The following is an 18,544-nucleotide window of genomic DNA, read 5'->3' on the forward strand; positions in this document are numbered from 1 at the left end:
TTACTTTTATGCACGAAATCCGATATTGGGAGAAGTGGCTTTGTTAGCTTTCTAGAGTCGTTTTTATTCTTTGAGCTGATTGTTTGTCTTTACTGAATTATTTGTCTTCAATTGATTAATTTACGAATAATATCTCCAAAAGCTCACATAATAATTCCAAATTATGATGGAGGTTATTTCAGTGAAAAAATTATGGTATGTACCGTTCGTATTAATGCTCATGCTATCATTAGTCGGATGTAATACAGACAATACATCAGACAATACATCGGAAACAAGTGATAATGTTAACGAAACAACGGAGGTTATTGAGGAAGACTTGGAAGAAGTTCAAGAGAAGTCGTTAAGACAAGACGATAATGCCAATAATAACAATTCAACGTCCGACCCTCAAATGCAAGATGAAACAGAAGGAAATACAGGAGATAATTCCGAGCAACAACCACCCGTCACGAATGATGTCGGAGGTCAAGGTATTACTGACGAAGGTCAAAATAATGATGCAAATAATGAAGCAGACTAAACTTTTATACATTCGGCCCTTTGTGGCCGTTTTTTTTTTGCAATTAATTCTCCGAATGAACATTTTTTTAATAAAACTTGGCTTTTTCATTAAAATTTTGGATTAAAAAGTATTAAAAAGAAAATTTGATACAAAATAGAGATGAACTATATTTTTTTATTACTTTTCCAAAAGTAAATAGAATGGTTTAAATTTCAAAGTTAAATTAAATTAGGAGGTATCTTCATGGCAGATCAAGATAAAAAAGATCCACTATTGGAAAAACGTACATCCAGACGCTCGTTTCTGAAAAATTCCGGTTTAACAGTCGGGGGGTTAATTGTCGGTGGTGCGGTTGGAACATTAATCGGCAGAGAAACAAATGAGACGACAACAACGGTAGATCCCAAGAAAGCACCAACTCCCCAAGGAGATGGGAAGGCCAATCCGAATGCTGCACTTATGTTCTTTACACCGAATCAATTCGACATTGCCAATGCAGCGGTTGAAAGAATTTTCCCGGCCGACGATAACGGTCCAGGTGCACAAGAATTGTTGGTTGCATACTTTATCGACCATCAGCTAGCCAGCGGATGGGGAATGAATGCAAAAGAATATATGTCGGGCCCATTCTACCCGGGTGAAGAAACACAAGGTTACCAAGGAAGCTTAAATCGACAAGAAATATTCACGGTTGGACTTCAAGCGATTGAAAACCATAGCAAGGAAAAATATGAAAAGTCTTTCGTTGAACTATCCGGTGAAGAGCAAGATGCGGTATTAACCGACTTCCAAGACGGCAATGTTGAGATGAAAGGTGTTTCTTCAAATTACTTCTTTAACTTACTTCGTTCCACAACAATTGAAGGCGTATATGCTGATCCGTTATATGGCGGCAATGCAAATATGGCTGGATGGGAATTGAAAAAATACCCTGGTCACCAAATGAGTTACTTTAATATGATCGAACAAGAGGAATTTGAGGTAATTGAACCAAAATCTTTATCCTCACAACACAATCATTGATTGAATTGAACAATACAGGAGTGATATAAAAATGGCTACGACATTACCTAAAACGGATGTTGTGTTGATTGGTGTCGGTTGGACAGGCGGTATTTTGGCTGCGGAGCTAACGAAAAAAGGGTATCAAGTAGTAGGACTTGAACGTGGGAGAGGTCGCTCAACATCCGATTTCATCATGGTGCATGACGAGCTTCGTTATGCCCTGCGTTATGATTTGATGCAGGATTTATCCAAGGAAACGATTACATTCAGAAACAACGATAAAATGCGTGCACTTCCGATGCGCCAATATGGTTCATTCTTATTAGGGACCGATCTAGGTGGTTCGGGTGTCCATTGGAATGGACAAACTTGGCGATTTTTACCGTATGACTTCCAAATAAGAACCATGACGGAAGAACGCTACGGGAAAGATAAAATTCCGGAGGATATGATGCTGCAGGACTGGGGTATCACTTACGATGAACTGGAACCTTACTTTGATCAATTCGACCAAATGGCGGGTATTTCAGGCGAAGAAAATCCACATGGCGGAAAACGTTCAAATCCATATCCAACGGGACCGATGAAACATACGCCCGTAATGACCCTATTCAAGGAAGCTTGCGAGAACTTGGGGTATAAACCATTTACACAACCATCCGCCAATCTATCAGAAAGCTATACAAACCCTGATGGGATTGCACGTGCGGCATGTCAATATTGTGGGTTCTGCGAACGTTTCGGTTGTGAATACGGGGCAAAAGCCGATCCGACAGTGACGGTTCTTCCAGTAGCGGAAAGTACAGGAAAGTTCGATTTACGTACCCATGCAAATGTTGTAGAAATTCTGCATGAAGGGAACCGAGCGACCGGTGTTCGATTTATTGATGTGCAATCTGGTGAAGAGTTCATTCAACCAGCTGAAGTAGTGGCTGTGACAAGTTATGTATTGAACAACGTTCGATTGCTGCTTCAATCAGGCATAGGGAAACCATATGATCCAAAAACCGGTACAGGTGTCATCGGTAAAAATTATGCATACCAGAATATGTGTGCCTCCACTACAGGTTTCTTTGAGGAACGCGAATTTAACGTTTACGCAGGTGCAGGTTCACTTGGTATGTGTGTGGACGAATTCAACGGCGACAATTTCGATCATTCGAATTTGAATTTCCTTCATGGAGCCAATATCTTCTTAGGGCAACTTGGGAAACGACCAATTCAAAATAATGCTGTAAAGCCTGATACTCCAAGCTGGGGTGCGAAATTTAAGGAAGAATCGATTAAATACCATAACCGTTCGATTTCATTTAACGCACAAGGAGCTTCAATGCCATTCCGTTATCATTATTTGGATTTAGATCCAACTTATAAAGACGCATTTGGAAATCCTCTATTGCGCATGACATATGACTTTAAAGAACAAGATAACGAAATGTCCAAATTCATGGCGAGCAAAACCGAAGAAATAATGAAGGAAATGGGGGCTTCTGAAATTATCGTAATGAAGGAAAAAGGACCTTATAATATTGTCCCTTATCAATCCACACATAATACGGGTGGCGTAATTATGGGGGACGATCCTTCAACAAGTGCACTTAACAGTTATTTGCAAATGTGGGATTTTGAAAATATATTCGTCCCAGGTGCTAGTGCCTTCCCACATAACTCGGGATATAATCCAACAGGAACAGTCGGGGCATTATCTTACCGTGCTGCAGAGGGTATCGACCTATATCTCAAAAATGGTGGTTCTTTAGTATAAACTATCCTGTACTAACTCCACAATAAACGAACATAAAAAGAGAATGTGATCACCTAAGAAAACATTCTCTTCTTACATATTAAATCAGTTCTACCTTGACCCATCTCCGTATACTATTGATGAACCAAATTTTTGAACATCGTGCTAAATCGGATAAAGTTATCACTTTTTCTTGAATGGTCTTTTCCTTCAGTAGATGTTCACGAAAAGTTCCACCAAGAAGCCCACAGTGAACAGGTGGGGTGTAAAGCGTTCCATCGATTTCCACAACGACATTGCCGTTCGTAAATTCAGTAAGCTCTTCGTCTTCATTCCATAAAAGCACATCAAAAACCTCGGCTTGCATGAATCTGTTATAGACATCGCGATGAGTGGTCTTGTGGTAATAGTACACATTCTTTCTGCTGATTGGGCTCTTTGCCAACTTAACAACTTTATGATCAGCAGGGACAATAATTGGTTGCGATTCGATTGTGATTTGACCCGATTGAGCCATAAGCAAGCGGATTTTAAAATTACCTTCAGGATATTTATTTGTAAAACTATCGAGTTTGTTCTCCACCTCATGGCGATTGAATGAAAAACCAAAGAAGTTGGAGGAATTCTCCAATCGATTAAGATGCTCTTCCAACAAATAAATTTCTCCATCGGTTAGAAGCATGCTTTCGAGTATATCAAAACTAGGTTTCTCTTGGTCAAGCAAACTTGCTTTAGTCAAAACTTCCTCATACTCCCCTGAAGCGGTCGAATCCCATGTGATGCCACCGCCAACACCATATGTTGCTGATCCAGTCTTTTGGTTGATGACCACTGTCCGGATAGGGACATTGAAGATTGCTTCTTGTGTCGGTGAAATATAGCCAATCGCACCACAATATACATCTCTTGCTGTTGTTTCTAGTTGTGAAATAATTTCCATTGTACTAATTTTCGGCGCCCCAGTAATGGAACCACAAGGAAAAAGGGCTTTAAACAAGTCGAAAAAGGTAGTGTTTGGCTTCACATTCGCGGTGATGGTTGAAGTCATTTGGTGAACAGTAGGGTAATGTTCAATTTCAAAGAGCCTAGGTACTTGGACGGACCCTTGTTCAGCAATCATGCTTAAATCATTTCGCAATAAATCCACAATCATCACATTTTCAGCACGGTTCTTTGTGGATTCGTAGAGCCATTTCGCATTCTCTTTATCTTCTGCCGCCGTTTTGCCGCGAGCAATTGTCCCTTTCATCGGACGGGTTGTAATTTGTCGATCCTTTAAATGAAAGAAAAGTTCAGGAGATGCAGATAAAATACTAAATTCACCTGTATTGATATATGCACAATAATTTGAAGACTGGGCATGTTTCAACTTATTGAAAAAGGCGATGTCATCTCCGTCAAAGTGTGAATCAAGTCGGATTGTATAATTTGTTTGATATGTATCCCCATCTTCAATCAAGGTTCTAATGGATGCTATAGCGCTGTCGTATTGTTCCCTTGAAATATTTGGTGTCCATTTTGAGTTTGTATAGTGACCTTGGGTATCGAGACTTTGATGAACAGGTTCCGAAAAAATCCCAAACCATAATAATGGCATATTCGGTTTTTGATTGACTCGGAAGGCTTTATCAAAAGCAGGGGCACTTTCATAGGATACATACCCAGCTGCATAATACCCTTGTTCGACGGCTTCCTGTATCAATTGAAAGCTTGGGTGAATTTCATCTATTGTATGTGCAACAATTATCTTTAAAGGGTTAGTGAATGTTATCGGTTGCACTTCACCTTCGGAAGTAGCAAATTCGAATGATAATAGTGCTTTATTAGAATCTATTTTCATGATGGTATCCTTATCCTACTTTTGCTATTAGTAAAGAAGTTTTGAATCATTTGAAGTCCGTTATCCGTCAGTATAGCTTCAGGATGAAATTGTACACCTTCAATAGGAAATTGTTTGTGTCGAATGGCCATTACCTCTCCACTCTCCGTTTTGGCGCTAATTTCCAAACAGCTTGGTAGTGTCGATTCGTCCACTATCAATGAGTGATAACGTGTAACCTGTGCAGGGTTAGGAATGTTTCTGAAAATATGCCTTCCATCATGAAAGATTTCATCGACTTTTCCATGCATCGGTTTACTTGCTTTATGTACCTTCCCGCCAAATGCCTGTGCAATAATCTGGTGTCCAAGACATACTCCTAGAATGGGGATTTCTTGATGAAATTCTTTAACTATACTTAAACAGACTCCAGCAGTATCCGGATTTCCAGGTCCAGGCGATAGAAGTATAGAACCAGGCTGCATGTCTCTTATGTTTTGCAAGCTGACCTCGTCATTCCGAACTACTACGACTTCCTCACCAACTGATTGAATATACTGCACTAGATTAAAGGTAAATGAATCATAATTATCAATGACTAGTATCAATTTAATAGTCTTCCTTTCCAGGTGAGTAATATGATTCATTATAGAAGAAACTGCACGGAAATGCGAAGAATTTGAGGAGAAGATAGAAAAAATCAATGGAATTCATAATCAAAACCCCGATATGGAATCGAGGTTCTGGTATTAATTATTATCTTTGATTAGTTTTTCAACTTTTTTAACTATGTTGCTGTTCTTGATCTTTTCCATAAGGGGGTTTTTCTCTTCACCATATTCTTCGTTCGATTTCGCCGTATTTTGGAAAGAGGCCTTTGATTTTGTAGCACTGCTTTGGCTTTGCAATCCACGATCATCAAAATTTGAGTATTCATCAAAATCTTTATTCTGGCTCATAATTTCATCTCCTTTCATTCTTAATATGCGAATTTTTTGTGTAGATTATGTAAACAATATTCCAAATAGTTGCTCCTGATTAGATAATATTAGATAATGAAAAAATTAAGAATGACTAGGGGTGTCATAGTATGCAAACGGAGACAGCGAGGAAAGAAAATCAACAAAAAGGATCGCGAATGGAAAATAGAGCAAGATTATTGGTAAAGTGTCCGGATAAACCTGGGATCGTCTCGGTACTATCAAGCTTTTTGCTGAAATACAACGCAAATATTATCGAGTCCAGCCAGTACTCGAGTGATCCGGAAAAGGGGACTTTCTTTATTCGTCTAGAGTACTATTGCGACGATCTTCAAGCTAAAGCAGAAGAGATGGAGCAGGAGTTTGTACATATCGCCGATAATTATGAGATGACTTATCAGTTTTATTATTTAAATAATAGACAACGTTCGGCCATATATGTGTCCAAAGAATTACATTGTTTATTGGAGTTGCTTTGGGAGTGGCAAAATGGAGATTTACAGACGGATATCGCCGTTGTCATCAGTAATCATGAGGATGCTCGCTCGATTGTAGAGTCCTATGGCATCCCGTTTGTCTACTTGCCTGCGAATAAAGAAATTCGCAAAGAAGTGGAGGCACAGCAGATCGCTTTGATGGAACAGTACAATGTGGATTTGCTGATTTTGGCACGTTATATGCAAATTTTAACACCTGATTTCGTCAATCATTTTGAAAATCGGATTATTAACATTCATCATTCATTCTTGCCAGCCTTTATAGGTGCAAATCCATATGACCGTGCATATAAAAGAGGGGTAAAGTTAATTGGGGCTACTTCCCATTACGTGACGAATGACCTGGATGAAGGGCCGATTATCGAACAAGATGTGGAGCGAGTAGATCATCGGGACGATGTTGCGACATTAAAGAAGATTGGCGGAAAAATTGAACGCCGTGTGTTGGCAAAAGCCGTCAAGTGGCATCTTGAAAATCGTATCCTTGTGGAAGGCAATAAAACAATCGTATTCCATTGATAATCAAAAGAGGTGAAAAGCTGGAATCCATCGCGGACTTCCAGCTTCTTTAATAGAAAAGATAATGGATGCATAGCATCATTTACGCTACTCAAGCGATGTGTTTTTTGCAGCTTCTATCGCGTGTAGTTTTTCATAAATTCTTCTTTTTCTGTATAGCATAATACCTGCTTCTGATACGTCGTCCATCATGCCTTTATTAATAATTGCCCCAAATACCATTCCTGCAATGGGGACCATTTGAAATAACTTTTTCCACCCAAAATTGTCGCGATAGGTGAAGAAAACTTCTTGCCAACCCTTTAATTGACTAATCATGCTTTCAGTTGAATCTTTTTTCTCATTCATGCTTGCAAGCTCACTTAGAATAGCTTCTTTGCCAACAATGTCCGCTGATGCAAATTGCAGGCACTTTACGATAAAGACTCGTTCTTTTTTTTCGTTTGGATTATAGCCGTGAATGATCGCTATTTCCTGTAAAGTCTTCAAAGCCATCCCCAAAATGACAGGAATATCTATGACAAGAGTGAAAATACCCCCAACACCTGTTGAAGCTCCTTGTACAGTTGCTAATTTGCTTCTTTCACTTTGCAAGGTATTACTCATTGAAACCATATCTTCAATCGGCATTGTGCCGATTTCTTCAAATGTCTCTATTGGATGAGTTGTGGACTTCTGTATTTTTTTCATCATTTGCTTTTCGCTGATCAAATATTTTCCACCTGTTTGAATATAACTGCCTAATTCATTAACTAATATACCAATTTTCGCCTGTATGAATTTTGGAGTTAATTTATCGATCACTTTAAATGGCAAGCGACCGAGCTTTTCCCAAAAGAATAACCCTTTTTGATCTTCTTCCCACTTCTCAATTTCTTCTAGGTAAATGGTTAATTGTTCTTTAGTTTCCAATATCATATCTCCCATCTATTTCCTGTATCTTTATATATTACTACGATTTATCTATCATTTAGTTTCATTTAAAGTATGGACATTTTATGCAAATGTTTTGCTTATGCAAAGTGGAAACAAAATGAATGTCAATTAAAGTTGAGTGGTATATATAACTGATACGAGTTTTTTAGTTGTCGATGGCTAATTGTAGGGGGAATGTAATGGAGAAAGTATCTCAAACCGAGGTGTTGCAGCTTCACGAGCATTTCAAAGATTTGCTGCTTATAGATAAGTTCGATCCGCAGTTGGAGTTTTGGCACAAAAGGAAGCTCGAGAAGTCTCAAAGTGAAACCCGGGAGGATGCGATGGTCTGGAATGTCTTTAGAACATTGAACCAGATTGATCGCAAGCTTTGGGTTGAACAGTTATTTTATCTCGCTTTTCAAAATGAGTTTTCGCACCCGACAGATCAAATACAAATCAAACTTTGGAAAAAGATTCGGCCGCCCAAAAGCCTCCCCGTGAAAGAGGGGAAAACAGATATTGATATCATCATCGAGTCCGATACCTTTGTTTGGTTTATAGAAGCAAAGTATAAAACAGACATTGTTTTAAATACCGACAATCATCAGACTAGAGACGAAATAATAAGAAATATCGATGCCGGAACTAACTACGCCAGAAAAAGACCATTTTATTTTTCACTATTGATATTAGATAGATATAATAGTCCTGTTGGCTTCCGGTTGGCAAATGAGTATGGTAAATCCGAAAATAGGGTGAGGGAATTATTGCCGCACCGCGCAGAACTTCCTTTCCCAAAAGGGATCAGTGTTGTACATTGGCAAGAAGTTCAAGCATTATTTAAAACTATTTATTTATATAGCAAGAATAAATACGAAAGGTTCATAGCAGATCGGGTTAGCTATTGGCTATTAGAAAAGATTCGCGATGAGCAATCGTCATATTAGAAAAAGTTTGGCCGGCATATAAATCCTATATGTCGGTTCTTCGTAATGGTATTTTTATGGTTAAACTTATCACATTCAGTCCAATATGTAATTAGAAGATCCAAACTAAAGGTTGTGAGGGATTGTATATTCTCATTGTTGGTGGAAATAGCCAGATTGGCAGACATTTACTTCAGCATATTATTGAAAGTGGGAACCATGGAGCAAAAGTTATGCTACAAAATAAAGCACAAGAAGCCTTTTACAATGAAAAAGGTATTGCTAATTTTATATACAAAAGAGAAGAAGCTATTGAAAAGTTTGTAAATGGCCTTCAAGATGTTGATGCTCTCGTCATTGCAGAAAATAATATTGACGGCAGACGAACAGATACCCTTGGGGTGATTGATGGGATGATCAAATTATTGGAAGCATTAAAATATACAAATGTAAAACGGGTAATTCACATTAGTACATTTGAGACGGGAAAGGAAGAATGGCGCCATCTACCCGCATATTTCCGACCGATCATGATTGAAAATTACTATGTTGATCAATGGTTAAGATTGTCATCATTGGAGTATACAATTATCCATCCTGGACTATTGAATGATAAAAAAGGCACGGGATATGTGAAGGTTGTTGAAAATGATATAGGTGGAGGGGGAATCCCAAAGGAAGATGTAGCAAAAGTGATACTTGCTTGCTTGGAAAGTAAGTGTACAATTAGGAAAGAGTTTAAAGTCATCTCGGGTAAACTCCCAATATTGGAAGCGATAAATACAATTGTTGAATAGGAATTAAACAAAGTTAAAAATCAAACATTGCGTGATTTACTTGACTAGGCACTTAGAATGCTGGTTATTTCACCTTTTACAAACTTAAATTTTATTATATAATAGTAGATATTTTAATCTAAGTAAAAATGTATTATAATATTATACGGTTATAATTAATACAGAGAAGGTGGATCCTAGATGCATTTAACTCTTAGGGGTATTCACCTACATCTTTGCAAATATAGGGGAGATAAGGAAGGTAATTATGAGTACTAGATATGAAAAAACAGACGTTATCTTAATTGGTGCAGGTGTAATGAGTGCTACTTTAGGATCTATGCTAAAAGAATTAGCACCTGAATGGGAAATTAAGGTTTTCGAAGCACTTGATAAACCAGGTGAAGAAAGTTCAAACGAATGGAATAATGCTGGTACAGGACACTCTGCACTTTGTGAGCTTAACTATACACCAGAAAAACCGGATGGTACGGTTGAAATAAAAAAAGCGATTGATATTAACGAACAGTTCCAGCTTTCACGACAATTTTGGTCATACCTTGTGAAAAGCAATTTAATCAGTAATCCGGAAGACTTTATCAAAGCAATCCCGCATATGAGCTTAGTTATGGGTGAAGATGATGTCAATTTCTTAAGGAAACGTTTTGAAGCGCTTTCAGTTCAGCCATTATTTAAAGGGATGGAATACACTGAGGATCCTGAAAAGCTGAAAGAATGGATGCCGCTTGTAATGGATGGGCGTAAAGGGAATGAACCTCTTGCAGCGACAAAAATCGATAGTGGTACGGACGTTAACTTTGGTGCACTTACACGCATGTTGATTGAACATTTGGGAAAACAAAACGTGGAAGTGAACTACAAGCACTCTGTTTCTGATATCAAACGTTCAAGCGATGGCATGTGGGAAGTAAAAGTGCATGACCTGGATGGATGCAAAATGGAATACCATAAAGCGAAGTTTGTCTTTATCGGTGCTGGTGGCGCAAGTCTGCCTTTACTCCAAGCTACAGGTATTCCTGAATCGAAACATATCGGTGGTTTCCCGGTAAGTGGTTTATTCATGGTTTGTAATAATCAAGAAATCGTTGAACAACATCATGGTAAAGTTTACGGCAAAGCTAAAGTTGGAGCACCTCCAATGTCAGTGCCACACTTGGATACTCGCTTTATTGACAACAAAAAATCATTATTATTCGGACCATTTGCAGGTTTCTCGCCTAAGTTCCTGAAAACTGGGTCAAATATGGATTTAATCGCGTCAGTTAAACCAAATAACTTATTAACGATGTTATCTGCTGGTGTAAAAGAAATGTCATTGACAAAGTACTTGATCCAACAAGTTATGTTATCAAATGAACAACGATTGGAAGAACTGCAAGAATTCGTTCCAAATGCGAAGCTTGAAGATTGGGACATCATTGTTGCCGGACAACGTGTTCAAGTTATTAAAGATACAGATGCAGGCAAAGGTACACTTCAATTCGGTACTGAAGTGGTGACGGCTGCAGACGGTTCAGTAGCTGCATTGCTTGGAGCTTCTCCTGGTGCATCTACAGCTGTAAAAGTAATGCTGGACGTTATGAATAAATGTTTCCCTGATCGTATCAAAGAATGGGAACCAAAAATCAAAGAAATGATACCTTCATATGGGGTTTCGCTCTCATCTAACACAGCGTTGCTGGAAGAAATCCAAGCTTCAACAGCCGAAGTGCTTGGACTGAACGAAAAAGAAGTAGTTCATAACTAAATGTTATTATCAAGAACCATCAATCCGTTTCCAGGATTGGTGGTTCTTTTTGTAAGTGGAAAAATAAATGAAGGTAAACATTCCAATTATTAGTTAAAAGTGGATTACTTCAATCAGAATATCTTTTTTATTATATAAGAAATTGCTTATATAATGTTATAATAACAAATAAGCACCATTTACATTATGTTTGCTTTGTTTCACTGATGAATCGGGAGGAAATTTTCATTGTTTACAGCAATCGCAGCAACATTAATTTTTCTAGTCACACTTATCTTTGTAATTTGGCAGCCAAAAGGGTTAAATATCGGTTGGACTGCAAGTGGGGGGGCAGTTCTTGCTTTATTGACGGGGGTAGTTGACTTAGGAGACGTAGGGGAAGTTGTGGGGATTACTTGGAACGCAACACTCTCTTTTGTAGCCATTATACTCATTTCTTTAATTTTAGATGAGATTGGATTATTTGAATGGGCTGCATTACATATGTCCAGAGCCGCCAATGGCAATGGCATTAAGATGTTTGTTTATGTAAGTGTTTTAGGGGCAATCGTATCCGCATTATTCGCAAATGATGGAGCAGCTTTAATTTTGACTCCTATTGTGCTGGCGATGGTTCGAAATCTGAACTTCCAGGAAAAAATGATTTTTCCATTTATCATCGCGAGTGGTTTTATTGCAGATACAACCTCATTACCATTTGTGATTAGCAACTTGGTTAATATCGTATCAGCCGATTTCTTCGGTATTGGGTTTATGGAGTATGCTGGAAGGATGATCTTGCCCAATCTATTTTCTTTGGTTGCCACTATTACAGTCTTACTAATTTATTTTAGAAAAAGTATCCCTCAAAACTATGAAAGCTTTAAATTAAGGTTGCCAAAAGAAGCCATAAAAGATTATAAGATGTTCAAGCTTTCTTGGTATGTACTGGCATTGCTATTGATTGGATACTTTTCAAGCGAGTATATAGGCATCCCTGTATCCTTTGTAGTGGGAATCATCGCCATTTTCTTCGTTTTGATGGCTAGGAAAAGCAAATCGGTCAATACAACTGCAGTTATGAAAGGGGCACCTTGGAATGTTGTCTTTTTCTCAATTGGAATGTATGTCGTGGTATATGGACTTGGTAATGCATGGTTAACAGATATGTTAGCCGGGGTTATTGATAGCTTTGCACAGAGAGGATTATTTGTAGCAACGATTGCCATGGGCTTTATTGCAGCAATCCTGTCCTCCGTGATGAATAACTTGCCGACCGTAATGATTGATGCATTAGCGATTGCAGAAACGAGTTCGACTGGAACGGTTAGGGAAGCCCTAATCTATGCCAATGTCATCGGATCGGATTTGGGACCAAAAATTACACCTATTGGCTCACTGGCTACATTGGTTTGGCTTCACGTACTCTCACAAAAAGGGATAAAAATATCTTGGGGAACTTACTTTAAAACCGGAATAATCCTGACGATACCGATTCTGCTTATAACATTAATCGGTCTTTATGTAACATTAATTATTTTTTAAAGGAGCATATAAAGATGGCAAAAAAAACAATTTATTTTTTATGTACCGGCAATTCCTGCCGAAGCCAAATGGCTGAAGGTTGGGCGAGAGCGATATTATCACCTGATGTTTGGGATGTGAAAAGTGCCGGCATCGAGGCACACGGTGTGAACCCTAAAGCAATAGAAGCAATGCATGCAGTGGGAATCGATATTTCGAATCAAACTTCAAATACGATAGATATGCAAACATTAAATAAAGCAGATTTAATTGTTACATTATGTGGGGATGCCAACGATAGATGTCCTGCAACTCCGCCAAATATCAAACGGGAACACTGGGGATTTGATGATCCAGCAAAAGCGCAAGGCACTGAAGATGAAAAGTGGGCAACCTTCCAACGAGTCCGTGATGAAATTGGAAACAAAATCAAAAGTTTTGCTGGTATACGACTATAAAATAGTAGAGGTGAACGAATGGACCTTCATTTAATGGAAAGACAACTGAAGGCACTATCAGACGCCAACCGTTTGATTCTATTAAGTTGCTTGAAACTTGGGGAAGTTTGTGTCTGTGACTTTGTGGAAGTGCTTCGTATTACTCAACCAGCTGTCAGCCAGCACCTAAAGAAGCTGGAGGAAGCGGGCATTATAACATCGCGTAAATTAGGGACCTGGAAGCATTATCGACTGGTGGATAACCAAACACCCATCGTTCAAGCGGTGTTGGAAGAATTGGAAGAGCGGGTAACAGGCAACTGTAGTGCGGATACTATTTGAATTTAGGTATGGAAATAGCCGGTTTTACATCAATATGATGCAAAACCGGCTATTCACTTGAAGCCTATCTGCTTTTATTTATTTTCATGGTGCTGTATTTGCAATCCTAGTACGCCCTTTTAACAACTTCTTGAAAATAGGTTGCATAAGTCTTCAAGAAATCTATTATGCTTCTTCCTCAAAATAAATTTTATAATATTTGCGATTCGTCACTTCGTCATAGCCGACTTCAATTAATTCGTCAACTTGTTCAATGTTCTGGACACTTACTTGGATTTCTATATTTGAATCAAGTTTAATTTTCCTTTTATAAGTCTTCTCTGCTTTTTCTATCGCAAATTCTGATATAACCGTTTCATATGGTTTTACTGTATTCAGTATAACCTCTTTTTGGGTAGAATCTACTTGATCAAAGACCGTTTGAATATAGTCATCCACATGGAATTCTTCCTCATTTCTGAAATAATCGAGCGTTTTATTTAAGAGTCCGAGTTTTTCCGTATTGCTGAAGTTATCTTCTTTTAAAATATATTTTTTACATTCTGTTAAAGCCAAATTTGTTTTATGATAATCCTCATCTGCCACCCTGATTTTCAAAAAACGTTCTTGCCAGTAGACCACATCTTCTTTTCTTTTTGTTTTTATAAAAACAGCCGGTGCTATGTCCAGACCCCTATCCACAATCACAGCTACATTATTGATTTTTTTAACGTTGATGCCATCAATTCCGTTAACAATCATTTTGTTCTGATCACTTTTCACATCCAGAAATATTTCCTTCTCGTCGATTTTAACAATGGATATGACTTTTTTTACTTCATTATTCCAGACGCAATTTTCAAAAAAGCCAACAAACAATTCTCCATTTTTAATATTGGGATGCTGTGAAGCACTGTGTAGATGCTTCGCAATATTCATTGATTGTTCCAGAAAGGTGCTTTCATTATGAAATATAGTATGGGCATATGTATAAATCTCATTTAAATTGATGTCCGTTTCATGAAAAAAATCGTGCTGCTGATCTAAATCGATTTTGTTGAATGCGAGTTGAGTAAAGGCTGCTTCGAGGAGTACATCTGGTGTTGGAAATGCCTCTTCACCTAAAATCAATGAATCACCCACATAATGCAAGACGTACTGCTTTAACTTACTTTCGCTAACTTCTAACAATTCCTTTTCACCTTCTATAATAAAAATTCTAGAGCATCTACCATAACATATAAAAATGACATTTTCATAGTTTTTATAATGCGAATTATTTCCAAATACATACCGTATTTACCACTATACAAATATATAAAATTAATTTATCATTGCTTCTTGAATACAAGCGATTCAAATAGAAAACCGTTTTTCGTCAAGTGTTTGGCAACACCTGACATGAGGAAACGGTTTTTTTATATTTTAGCTGTACTTCAGCCTATAGATTAAAAATCTTTCATAATTATTCTTCGCATAAAGTTTTGGAAGCTGCACTTCTTTCAGCAATTCAAACTCTGTATGCTGTTCTAGGAAATATGTGTATTCATCTGAAGCATAATAGAAGATTAAATCCATTTCTCGTCTATGATCTTCAACAGATAATAGGATATTATTCAAAACTTTCCTGAAAATCTGTATGGAAAAAGGGTTAAAGAAATAAAATCGGTTATCATCAGGTTGGATCGTATATTGTTCAGCCAAGCAGCGATGAAAATGAATAGCATCGGAATTTCTATGGGTCTTTTTTGAGTAACAATCTCTATTTTTCGTTGCGGCCTCAAAAAAAGCATTATTCATTTCGATTCCTGTAACAGGTGCATGAAAATGGTAGTTGATATAAAAAATCAATCGACCTTTCCCGCAGCCAAAATCAACGATATGATCATTTGACTGCACCTCATAATGCCTAAATAATTCTTCCAAGGCTGAGTATGGTGTTGGTTCATATGGATGATAGTGTATAGAATGATTTATTTCTCTTTTATTTCCTCGTGTATTAATGTTAAGCAAATCCTCATAATATTCTTCCAACACTTGCATTGTGCTCCCATCATCTATATTCATGGTTATAATTAGACAAAATTTCCTTAGCTATTAGACTATAAGATTGTATCCGATCAGTCGGGGAATGGGTGATTGTCAAAATCATGATTTCATCGACATCGTATATCGATTGCAGTTGGTGAAAAGCCTTTTTTACTTTCTGTGGATCTCCAATAATCATTTTCTCTTTCAATCGATTTAGTTCCTCTTTTTCTTTGACTGTAAGTTCATAGTTCTTTGCTTCTTCTATTGAAGGAACGGACCCAGCTTCTCCGCGATTTTGCTGTATTTGCCAAATAAGTGAGCTCCACGCTATTTCCTCAGCCTTTTCTGTAGTAGAAGCACAGACTACCGGAACTGTAAGCAACACTTCCGGAACATGGTTAAATACACTGCTGTTAAAAGTCTTTCTATATTTATCAATAATCGAAACAGCATCCAAATCACTCATAAATAATCCAAAAGCATACGATAAGCCATATTTGGCTGCGAGCAGGGCACTTTTTTCACTGGTACCCAGCATCCAGGGATTAGGCGGGATGGTTGGAACAGGGGAAGCTTTGATTTTGGCAAACTGGTGTTCATCAGGGAAATCGGAATTTAGAAAATGAAGTAAATCCTCCACTAAATGCTCCATCTTAAATACTTGCTGTAAGAAGTTATCCGATAAAGCATTTGTAGCTTCTGCAGAACCACCAGGTGACCGGCCGATTCCCAAATCGACTCGATTCGGAAAGAGCGTTGCTAGCGTATTATAGATTTCTGCAACTTTAAAAGGCTTGTAGTGAGGTAATAGTACTGCACCACAACCAATGCGGATCTGCTTTGTTTGTGCTCCTAATAAACCGAGCATCACTTCGGGAGCGGAGCATGCCAGTCCCGGTAAATCATGGTGCTCAGCCATCCAAAATCGCGTATAGCCCAACTCATCACAAGCTTTTGCCAGATTCAGTGACTCATTCAAGGCGTCACTTGCTGTTTGATTTGTTGAAATAGGGGATTGATCCAAGATACTCAGTTTCAATGTAACCACCTCATTTTTAATTCTTCACCTCTAGTAAAGACACATGATAATCTCCAATTTGCCCTTCTTCATAAAGATTTGTGATGGATGTTGAATATTGCTGTATGGATCCTTTGAACATTAAGTCTTTTTCTGGAATAACCACATTGAATGTCCCTTCGTATAATAAGACAGCAATGTCGTGATAATCTTCGCTTTTCACTTTAAAGTCAATAATAATATTATGTAAACCTTCCACGATTCTTTCTTCATAATTCTCGATTGGAATCACCGTATCATTCAATTTAATCTTTTTAACCAAAAGTATCCCTCCTTAAAAAATTCGTAAAGAAATCATATCACTGAACAGAAGGCTGGTAAAACAAAATGGATTAGAGGAAATCGATTCCTGACCGTCAATCTGGATTGCAAGCTGCATAAACTTCCAAAATGGATTTTTAGAAAGAAAGATGATTCCCATAATTGCCTGCCATTTCGTTTTTTCATTTTTAAAGTAGGTCACTTTTACGTCATATAAAATTTTCATAATAATGATATTCAACTATACCAACAATTTAAATAACCATATTCTATTAGTGTCAAGTTGATAATAGGTTACAGCTTGAATCTACCAGGAAAGGAGGAGACATAAATGGGACGTTGGAATTGTACAAATTGTTATCAAAAGAACTCTAGGAAGAAAACAAGATGTAGACATTGCAACACTCCTTGTCAAGTAATGGAGGAGGAAAGTGTAATGGCCATGGAAATGGAATCGGTAATGGCGATGAACACTGAATCAGTAATGGTAATGGAAGCTGATGCGGTGATGTCCAAGAGAAATCACTGGAGAGAGGACGCTCTGGTTGATCAAGAATATGATCAATTATTCGTAATGGAACAAGAATCCGATGAAGTAATCTGGATTAAAGATTCTTGTAACGTTGATGTGAAAACTACGGATAACCAAGGCGCAGTTTCACTTCAAGTTGGTCTGCAACTTGCGATTGCTTTAGTAATCAGCATTTCCCTTGGAGATTCAGAACAAGGGCGTGCGGTTGCACAGGAAATCTTCCAAAAATTTGATGACGAGCAAACAAATAGACAAAAAATTTATATCGACAATAGTAAAGATGTATGTATTCACACAACTGATACGGATTTATCCGTTAACATCCAAGCGCTATTAGACGTATTACTTACGCTGGTAGTGAAAATCGATGTACTTTAATCCAATCATAAAGGGGGGGAATAGGATGCCGGAAACAAAGTGGAGAGCTTTGGATCATTGTGACAATCACAATAAACACGATGCAGACGTTGACCAAGAAAATGTCCAAAAACAAGTGACTAAGCAAATATCCAACGAATGGATTATTGTTAGGGACTCCGAAGATGTCGAAGTTACGACTACCGATACACAAGTAGCTTTATCTTTGCAGCTCGGAATTCAAGCAGCAATTGTCGCTGTCATCAGTATAACAATTGGCGATAATGAGCAAGGAAACAATGTGGCTCAAGACTTGAAGCAATTCATGAAAACGAAACAGAGCAACAAGCAAAAAACAATTATCGAAGGCAGCAAACATGTAAAAGTAAAAACAACTGATACTGATATCGCTGTAAATATTCAAGCTCTTCTTCAAATTCTTGTTGCAATCGTGGCTAAACTAGATGTGTTGTAGCATCTTGCAATAAATACTGGTCATTTATGAAACATCGAATCCAAAAACAGACTATTCAAGTTTAAATATACGAGACGTTTCCACGCAACGTA

The 18,544-nt window shown here is 37.8% G+C and carries 21 protein-coding genes; 12 read left to right on the plus strand and 9 right to left on the minus strand.

All coding sequences use genetic code 11. The features are described from left to right. The first annotated feature begins 181 nt into the window (after positions 1-181). From CD33_RS12910 to CD33_RS12920, 3 genes are all read left to right on the plus strand, one after another. A complete protein-coding gene (locus tag CD33_RS12910; protein WP_036201359.1) occupies positions 182-523 on the plus strand; it encodes a hypothetical protein in 342 nt (113 codons plus the stop codon). Between the two features lie 225 nt (positions 524-748). Next, the gene (locus CD33_RS12915; protein ID WP_036201360.1) at positions 749-1,528 is read left to right on the plus strand and encodes a gluconate 2-dehydrogenase subunit 3 family protein; all 780 of its coding nucleotides are present in this window, start codon (positions 749-751) and stop codon (positions 1,526-1,528) included. A 31-nt stretch (positions 1,529-1,559) separates the two neighbouring features. After that, entirely contained in the window at positions 1,560-3,275 is a 1,716-nt protein-coding gene (locus CD33_RS12920) for a GMC family oxidoreductase (protein ID WP_036201361.1), read from the plus strand. A 79-nt stretch (positions 3,276-3,354) separates the two neighbouring features. Here CD33_RS12920 and pabB read toward each other — a convergent pair whose 3' ends face one another. The 3 genes from pabB to CD33_RS12935 form a co-directional block, all read right to left on the minus strand. Then, entirely contained in the window at positions 3,355-5,094 is a 1,740-nt protein-coding gene (gene pabB, locus CD33_RS12925) for an aminodeoxychorismate synthase component I (protein ID WP_036201364.1), read from the minus strand. After that, entirely contained in the window at positions 5,091-5,681 is a 591-nt protein-coding gene (locus tag CD33_RS12930; RefSeq protein ID WP_036201365.1) for an anthranilate synthase component II, read from the minus strand. The genes pabB and CD33_RS12930 overlap by 4 nt, the downstream gene beginning before the upstream one ends. Before the next feature lie 141 nt (positions 5,682-5,822). Continuing rightward, the gene (locus CD33_RS12935) at positions 5,823-6,032 is read right to left on the minus strand and encodes a hypothetical protein (protein WP_036201367.1); all 210 of its coding nucleotides are present in this window, start codon (positions 6,030-6,032) and stop codon (positions 5,823-5,825) included. 179 nt (positions 6,033-6,211) lie between these two features. On the opposite strand from CD33_RS12935, the gene purU reads away from it, so the two are divergent. Beyond that, positions 6,212-7,069, plus strand: coding sequence for a formyltetrahydrofolate deformylase (gene purU / locus CD33_RS12940; RefSeq protein WP_373906701.1), 858 nt, complete (start codon positions 6,212-6,214; stop codon positions 7,067-7,069). 87 nt (positions 7,070-7,156) lie between these two features. On the opposite strand, the gene CD33_RS12945 is transcribed toward purU, so the two are convergent. Next, positions 7,157-7,981 (minus strand): EcsC family protein, encoded by an 825-nt coding sequence (locus tag CD33_RS12945; RefSeq protein ID WP_036201371.1) that lies wholly within the window; start codon positions 7,979-7,981, stop codon positions 7,157-7,159. A gap of 203 nt (positions 7,982-8,184) precedes the next feature. Here CD33_RS12945 and CD33_RS12950 point away from each other — a divergent pair, with 203 nt between their 5' ends. From CD33_RS12950 to CD33_RS12975, 6 genes are all read left to right on the plus strand, one after another. After that, on the plus strand, positions 8,185-8,934 hold the full coding sequence (locus CD33_RS12950; protein ID WP_036201373.1) for a hypothetical protein: 750 nt from the start codon (positions 8,185-8,187) through the stop codon (positions 8,932-8,934). Between the two features lie 122 nt (positions 8,935-9,056). Next, on the plus strand, positions 9,057-9,710 hold the full coding sequence (locus CD33_RS12955; RefSeq protein WP_036201375.1) for an SDR family oxidoreductase: 654 nt from the start codon (positions 9,057-9,059) through the stop codon (positions 9,708-9,710). 247 nt (positions 9,711-9,957) lie between these two features. Next, positions 9,958-11,457, plus strand: a complete 1,500-nt coding sequence (locus CD33_RS12960) for a malate:quinone oxidoreductase (protein WP_036201378.1) — start codon at positions 9,958-9,960, stop codon at positions 11,455-11,457. A 228-nt stretch (positions 11,458-11,685) separates the two neighbouring features. Continuing rightward, complete coding sequence (locus CD33_RS12965) at positions 11,686-12,981, plus strand: arsenic transporter (RefSeq protein WP_036201380.1); 1,296 nt, start codon at positions 11,686-11,688, stop codon at positions 12,979-12,981. 14 nt (positions 12,982-12,995) lie between these two features. Further along, positions 12,996-13,418, plus strand: coding sequence for an arsenate reductase (thioredoxin) (arsC, locus tag CD33_RS12970; RefSeq protein ID WP_036201382.1), 423 nt, complete (start codon positions 12,996-12,998; stop codon positions 13,416-13,418). Between the two features lie 18 nt (positions 13,419-13,436). Next, positions 13,437-13,739, plus strand: a complete 303-nt coding sequence (locus tag CD33_RS12975) for an ArsR/SmtB family transcription factor (RefSeq protein WP_036201384.1) — start codon at positions 13,437-13,439, stop codon at positions 13,737-13,739. A gap of 165 nt (positions 13,740-13,904) precedes the next feature. Here the strand turns inward: CD33_RS12975 and CD33_RS12980 are convergent, their stop codons facing one another. The 5 genes from CD33_RS12980 to CD33_RS20220 all read right to left on the minus strand — a co-directional run bounded on the left by CD33_RS12980 (position 13,905) and on the right by CD33_RS20220 (position 17,314). After that, entirely contained in the window at positions 13,905-14,909 is a 1,005-nt protein-coding gene (locus CD33_RS12980) for a nucleoid-associated protein (protein WP_036201386.1), read from the minus strand. A 234-nt stretch (positions 14,910-15,143) separates the two neighbouring features. After that, positions 15,144-15,755: a class I SAM-dependent methyltransferase gene (locus CD33_RS12985; protein WP_036201604.1), complete on the minus strand. Its 612-nt coding sequence runs from the start codon at positions 15,753-15,755 to the stop codon at positions 15,144-15,146. 16 nt (positions 15,756-15,771) lie between these two features. Next, complete coding sequence (locus CD33_RS12990) at positions 15,772-16,788, minus strand: LLM class flavin-dependent oxidoreductase (RefSeq protein ID WP_036201389.1); 1,017 nt, start codon at positions 16,786-16,788, stop codon at positions 15,772-15,774. Positions 16,789-16,804: 16 nt separating this feature from the next. Continuing rightward, positions 16,805-17,089, minus strand: a complete 285-nt coding sequence (locus CD33_RS12995; RefSeq protein WP_036201390.1) for a DUF3219 family protein — start codon at positions 17,087-17,089, stop codon at positions 16,805-16,807. Positions 17,090-17,101: 12 nt separating this feature from the next. Beyond that, positions 17,102-17,314 (minus strand): hypothetical protein, encoded by a 213-nt coding sequence (locus tag CD33_RS20220; RefSeq protein WP_140422949.1) that lies wholly within the window; start codon positions 17,312-17,314, stop codon positions 17,102-17,104. A gap of 210 nt (positions 17,315-17,524) precedes the next feature. On the opposite strand from CD33_RS20220, the gene CD33_RS13000 reads away from it, so the two are divergent. Further along, the gene (locus CD33_RS13000; RefSeq protein ID WP_052130218.1) at positions 17,525-17,998 is read left to right on the plus strand and encodes a spore coat protein; all 474 of its coding nucleotides are present in this window, start codon (positions 17,525-17,527) and stop codon (positions 17,996-17,998) included. A gap of 25 nt (positions 17,999-18,023) precedes the next feature. After that, positions 18,024-18,452, plus strand: a complete 429-nt coding sequence (locus CD33_RS13005; RefSeq protein ID WP_036201391.1) for a spore coat protein — start codon at positions 18,024-18,026, stop codon at positions 18,450-18,452. Positions 18,453-18,544: the final 92 nt, after the last annotated feature.

The sequence above is a fragment of the Ureibacillus sinduriensis BLB-1 = JCM 15800 genome (assembly GCF_000772955.1).
GTDB lineage: Bacteria > Bacillota > Bacilli > Bacillales_A > Planococcaceae > Ureibacillus > Ureibacillus sinduriensis.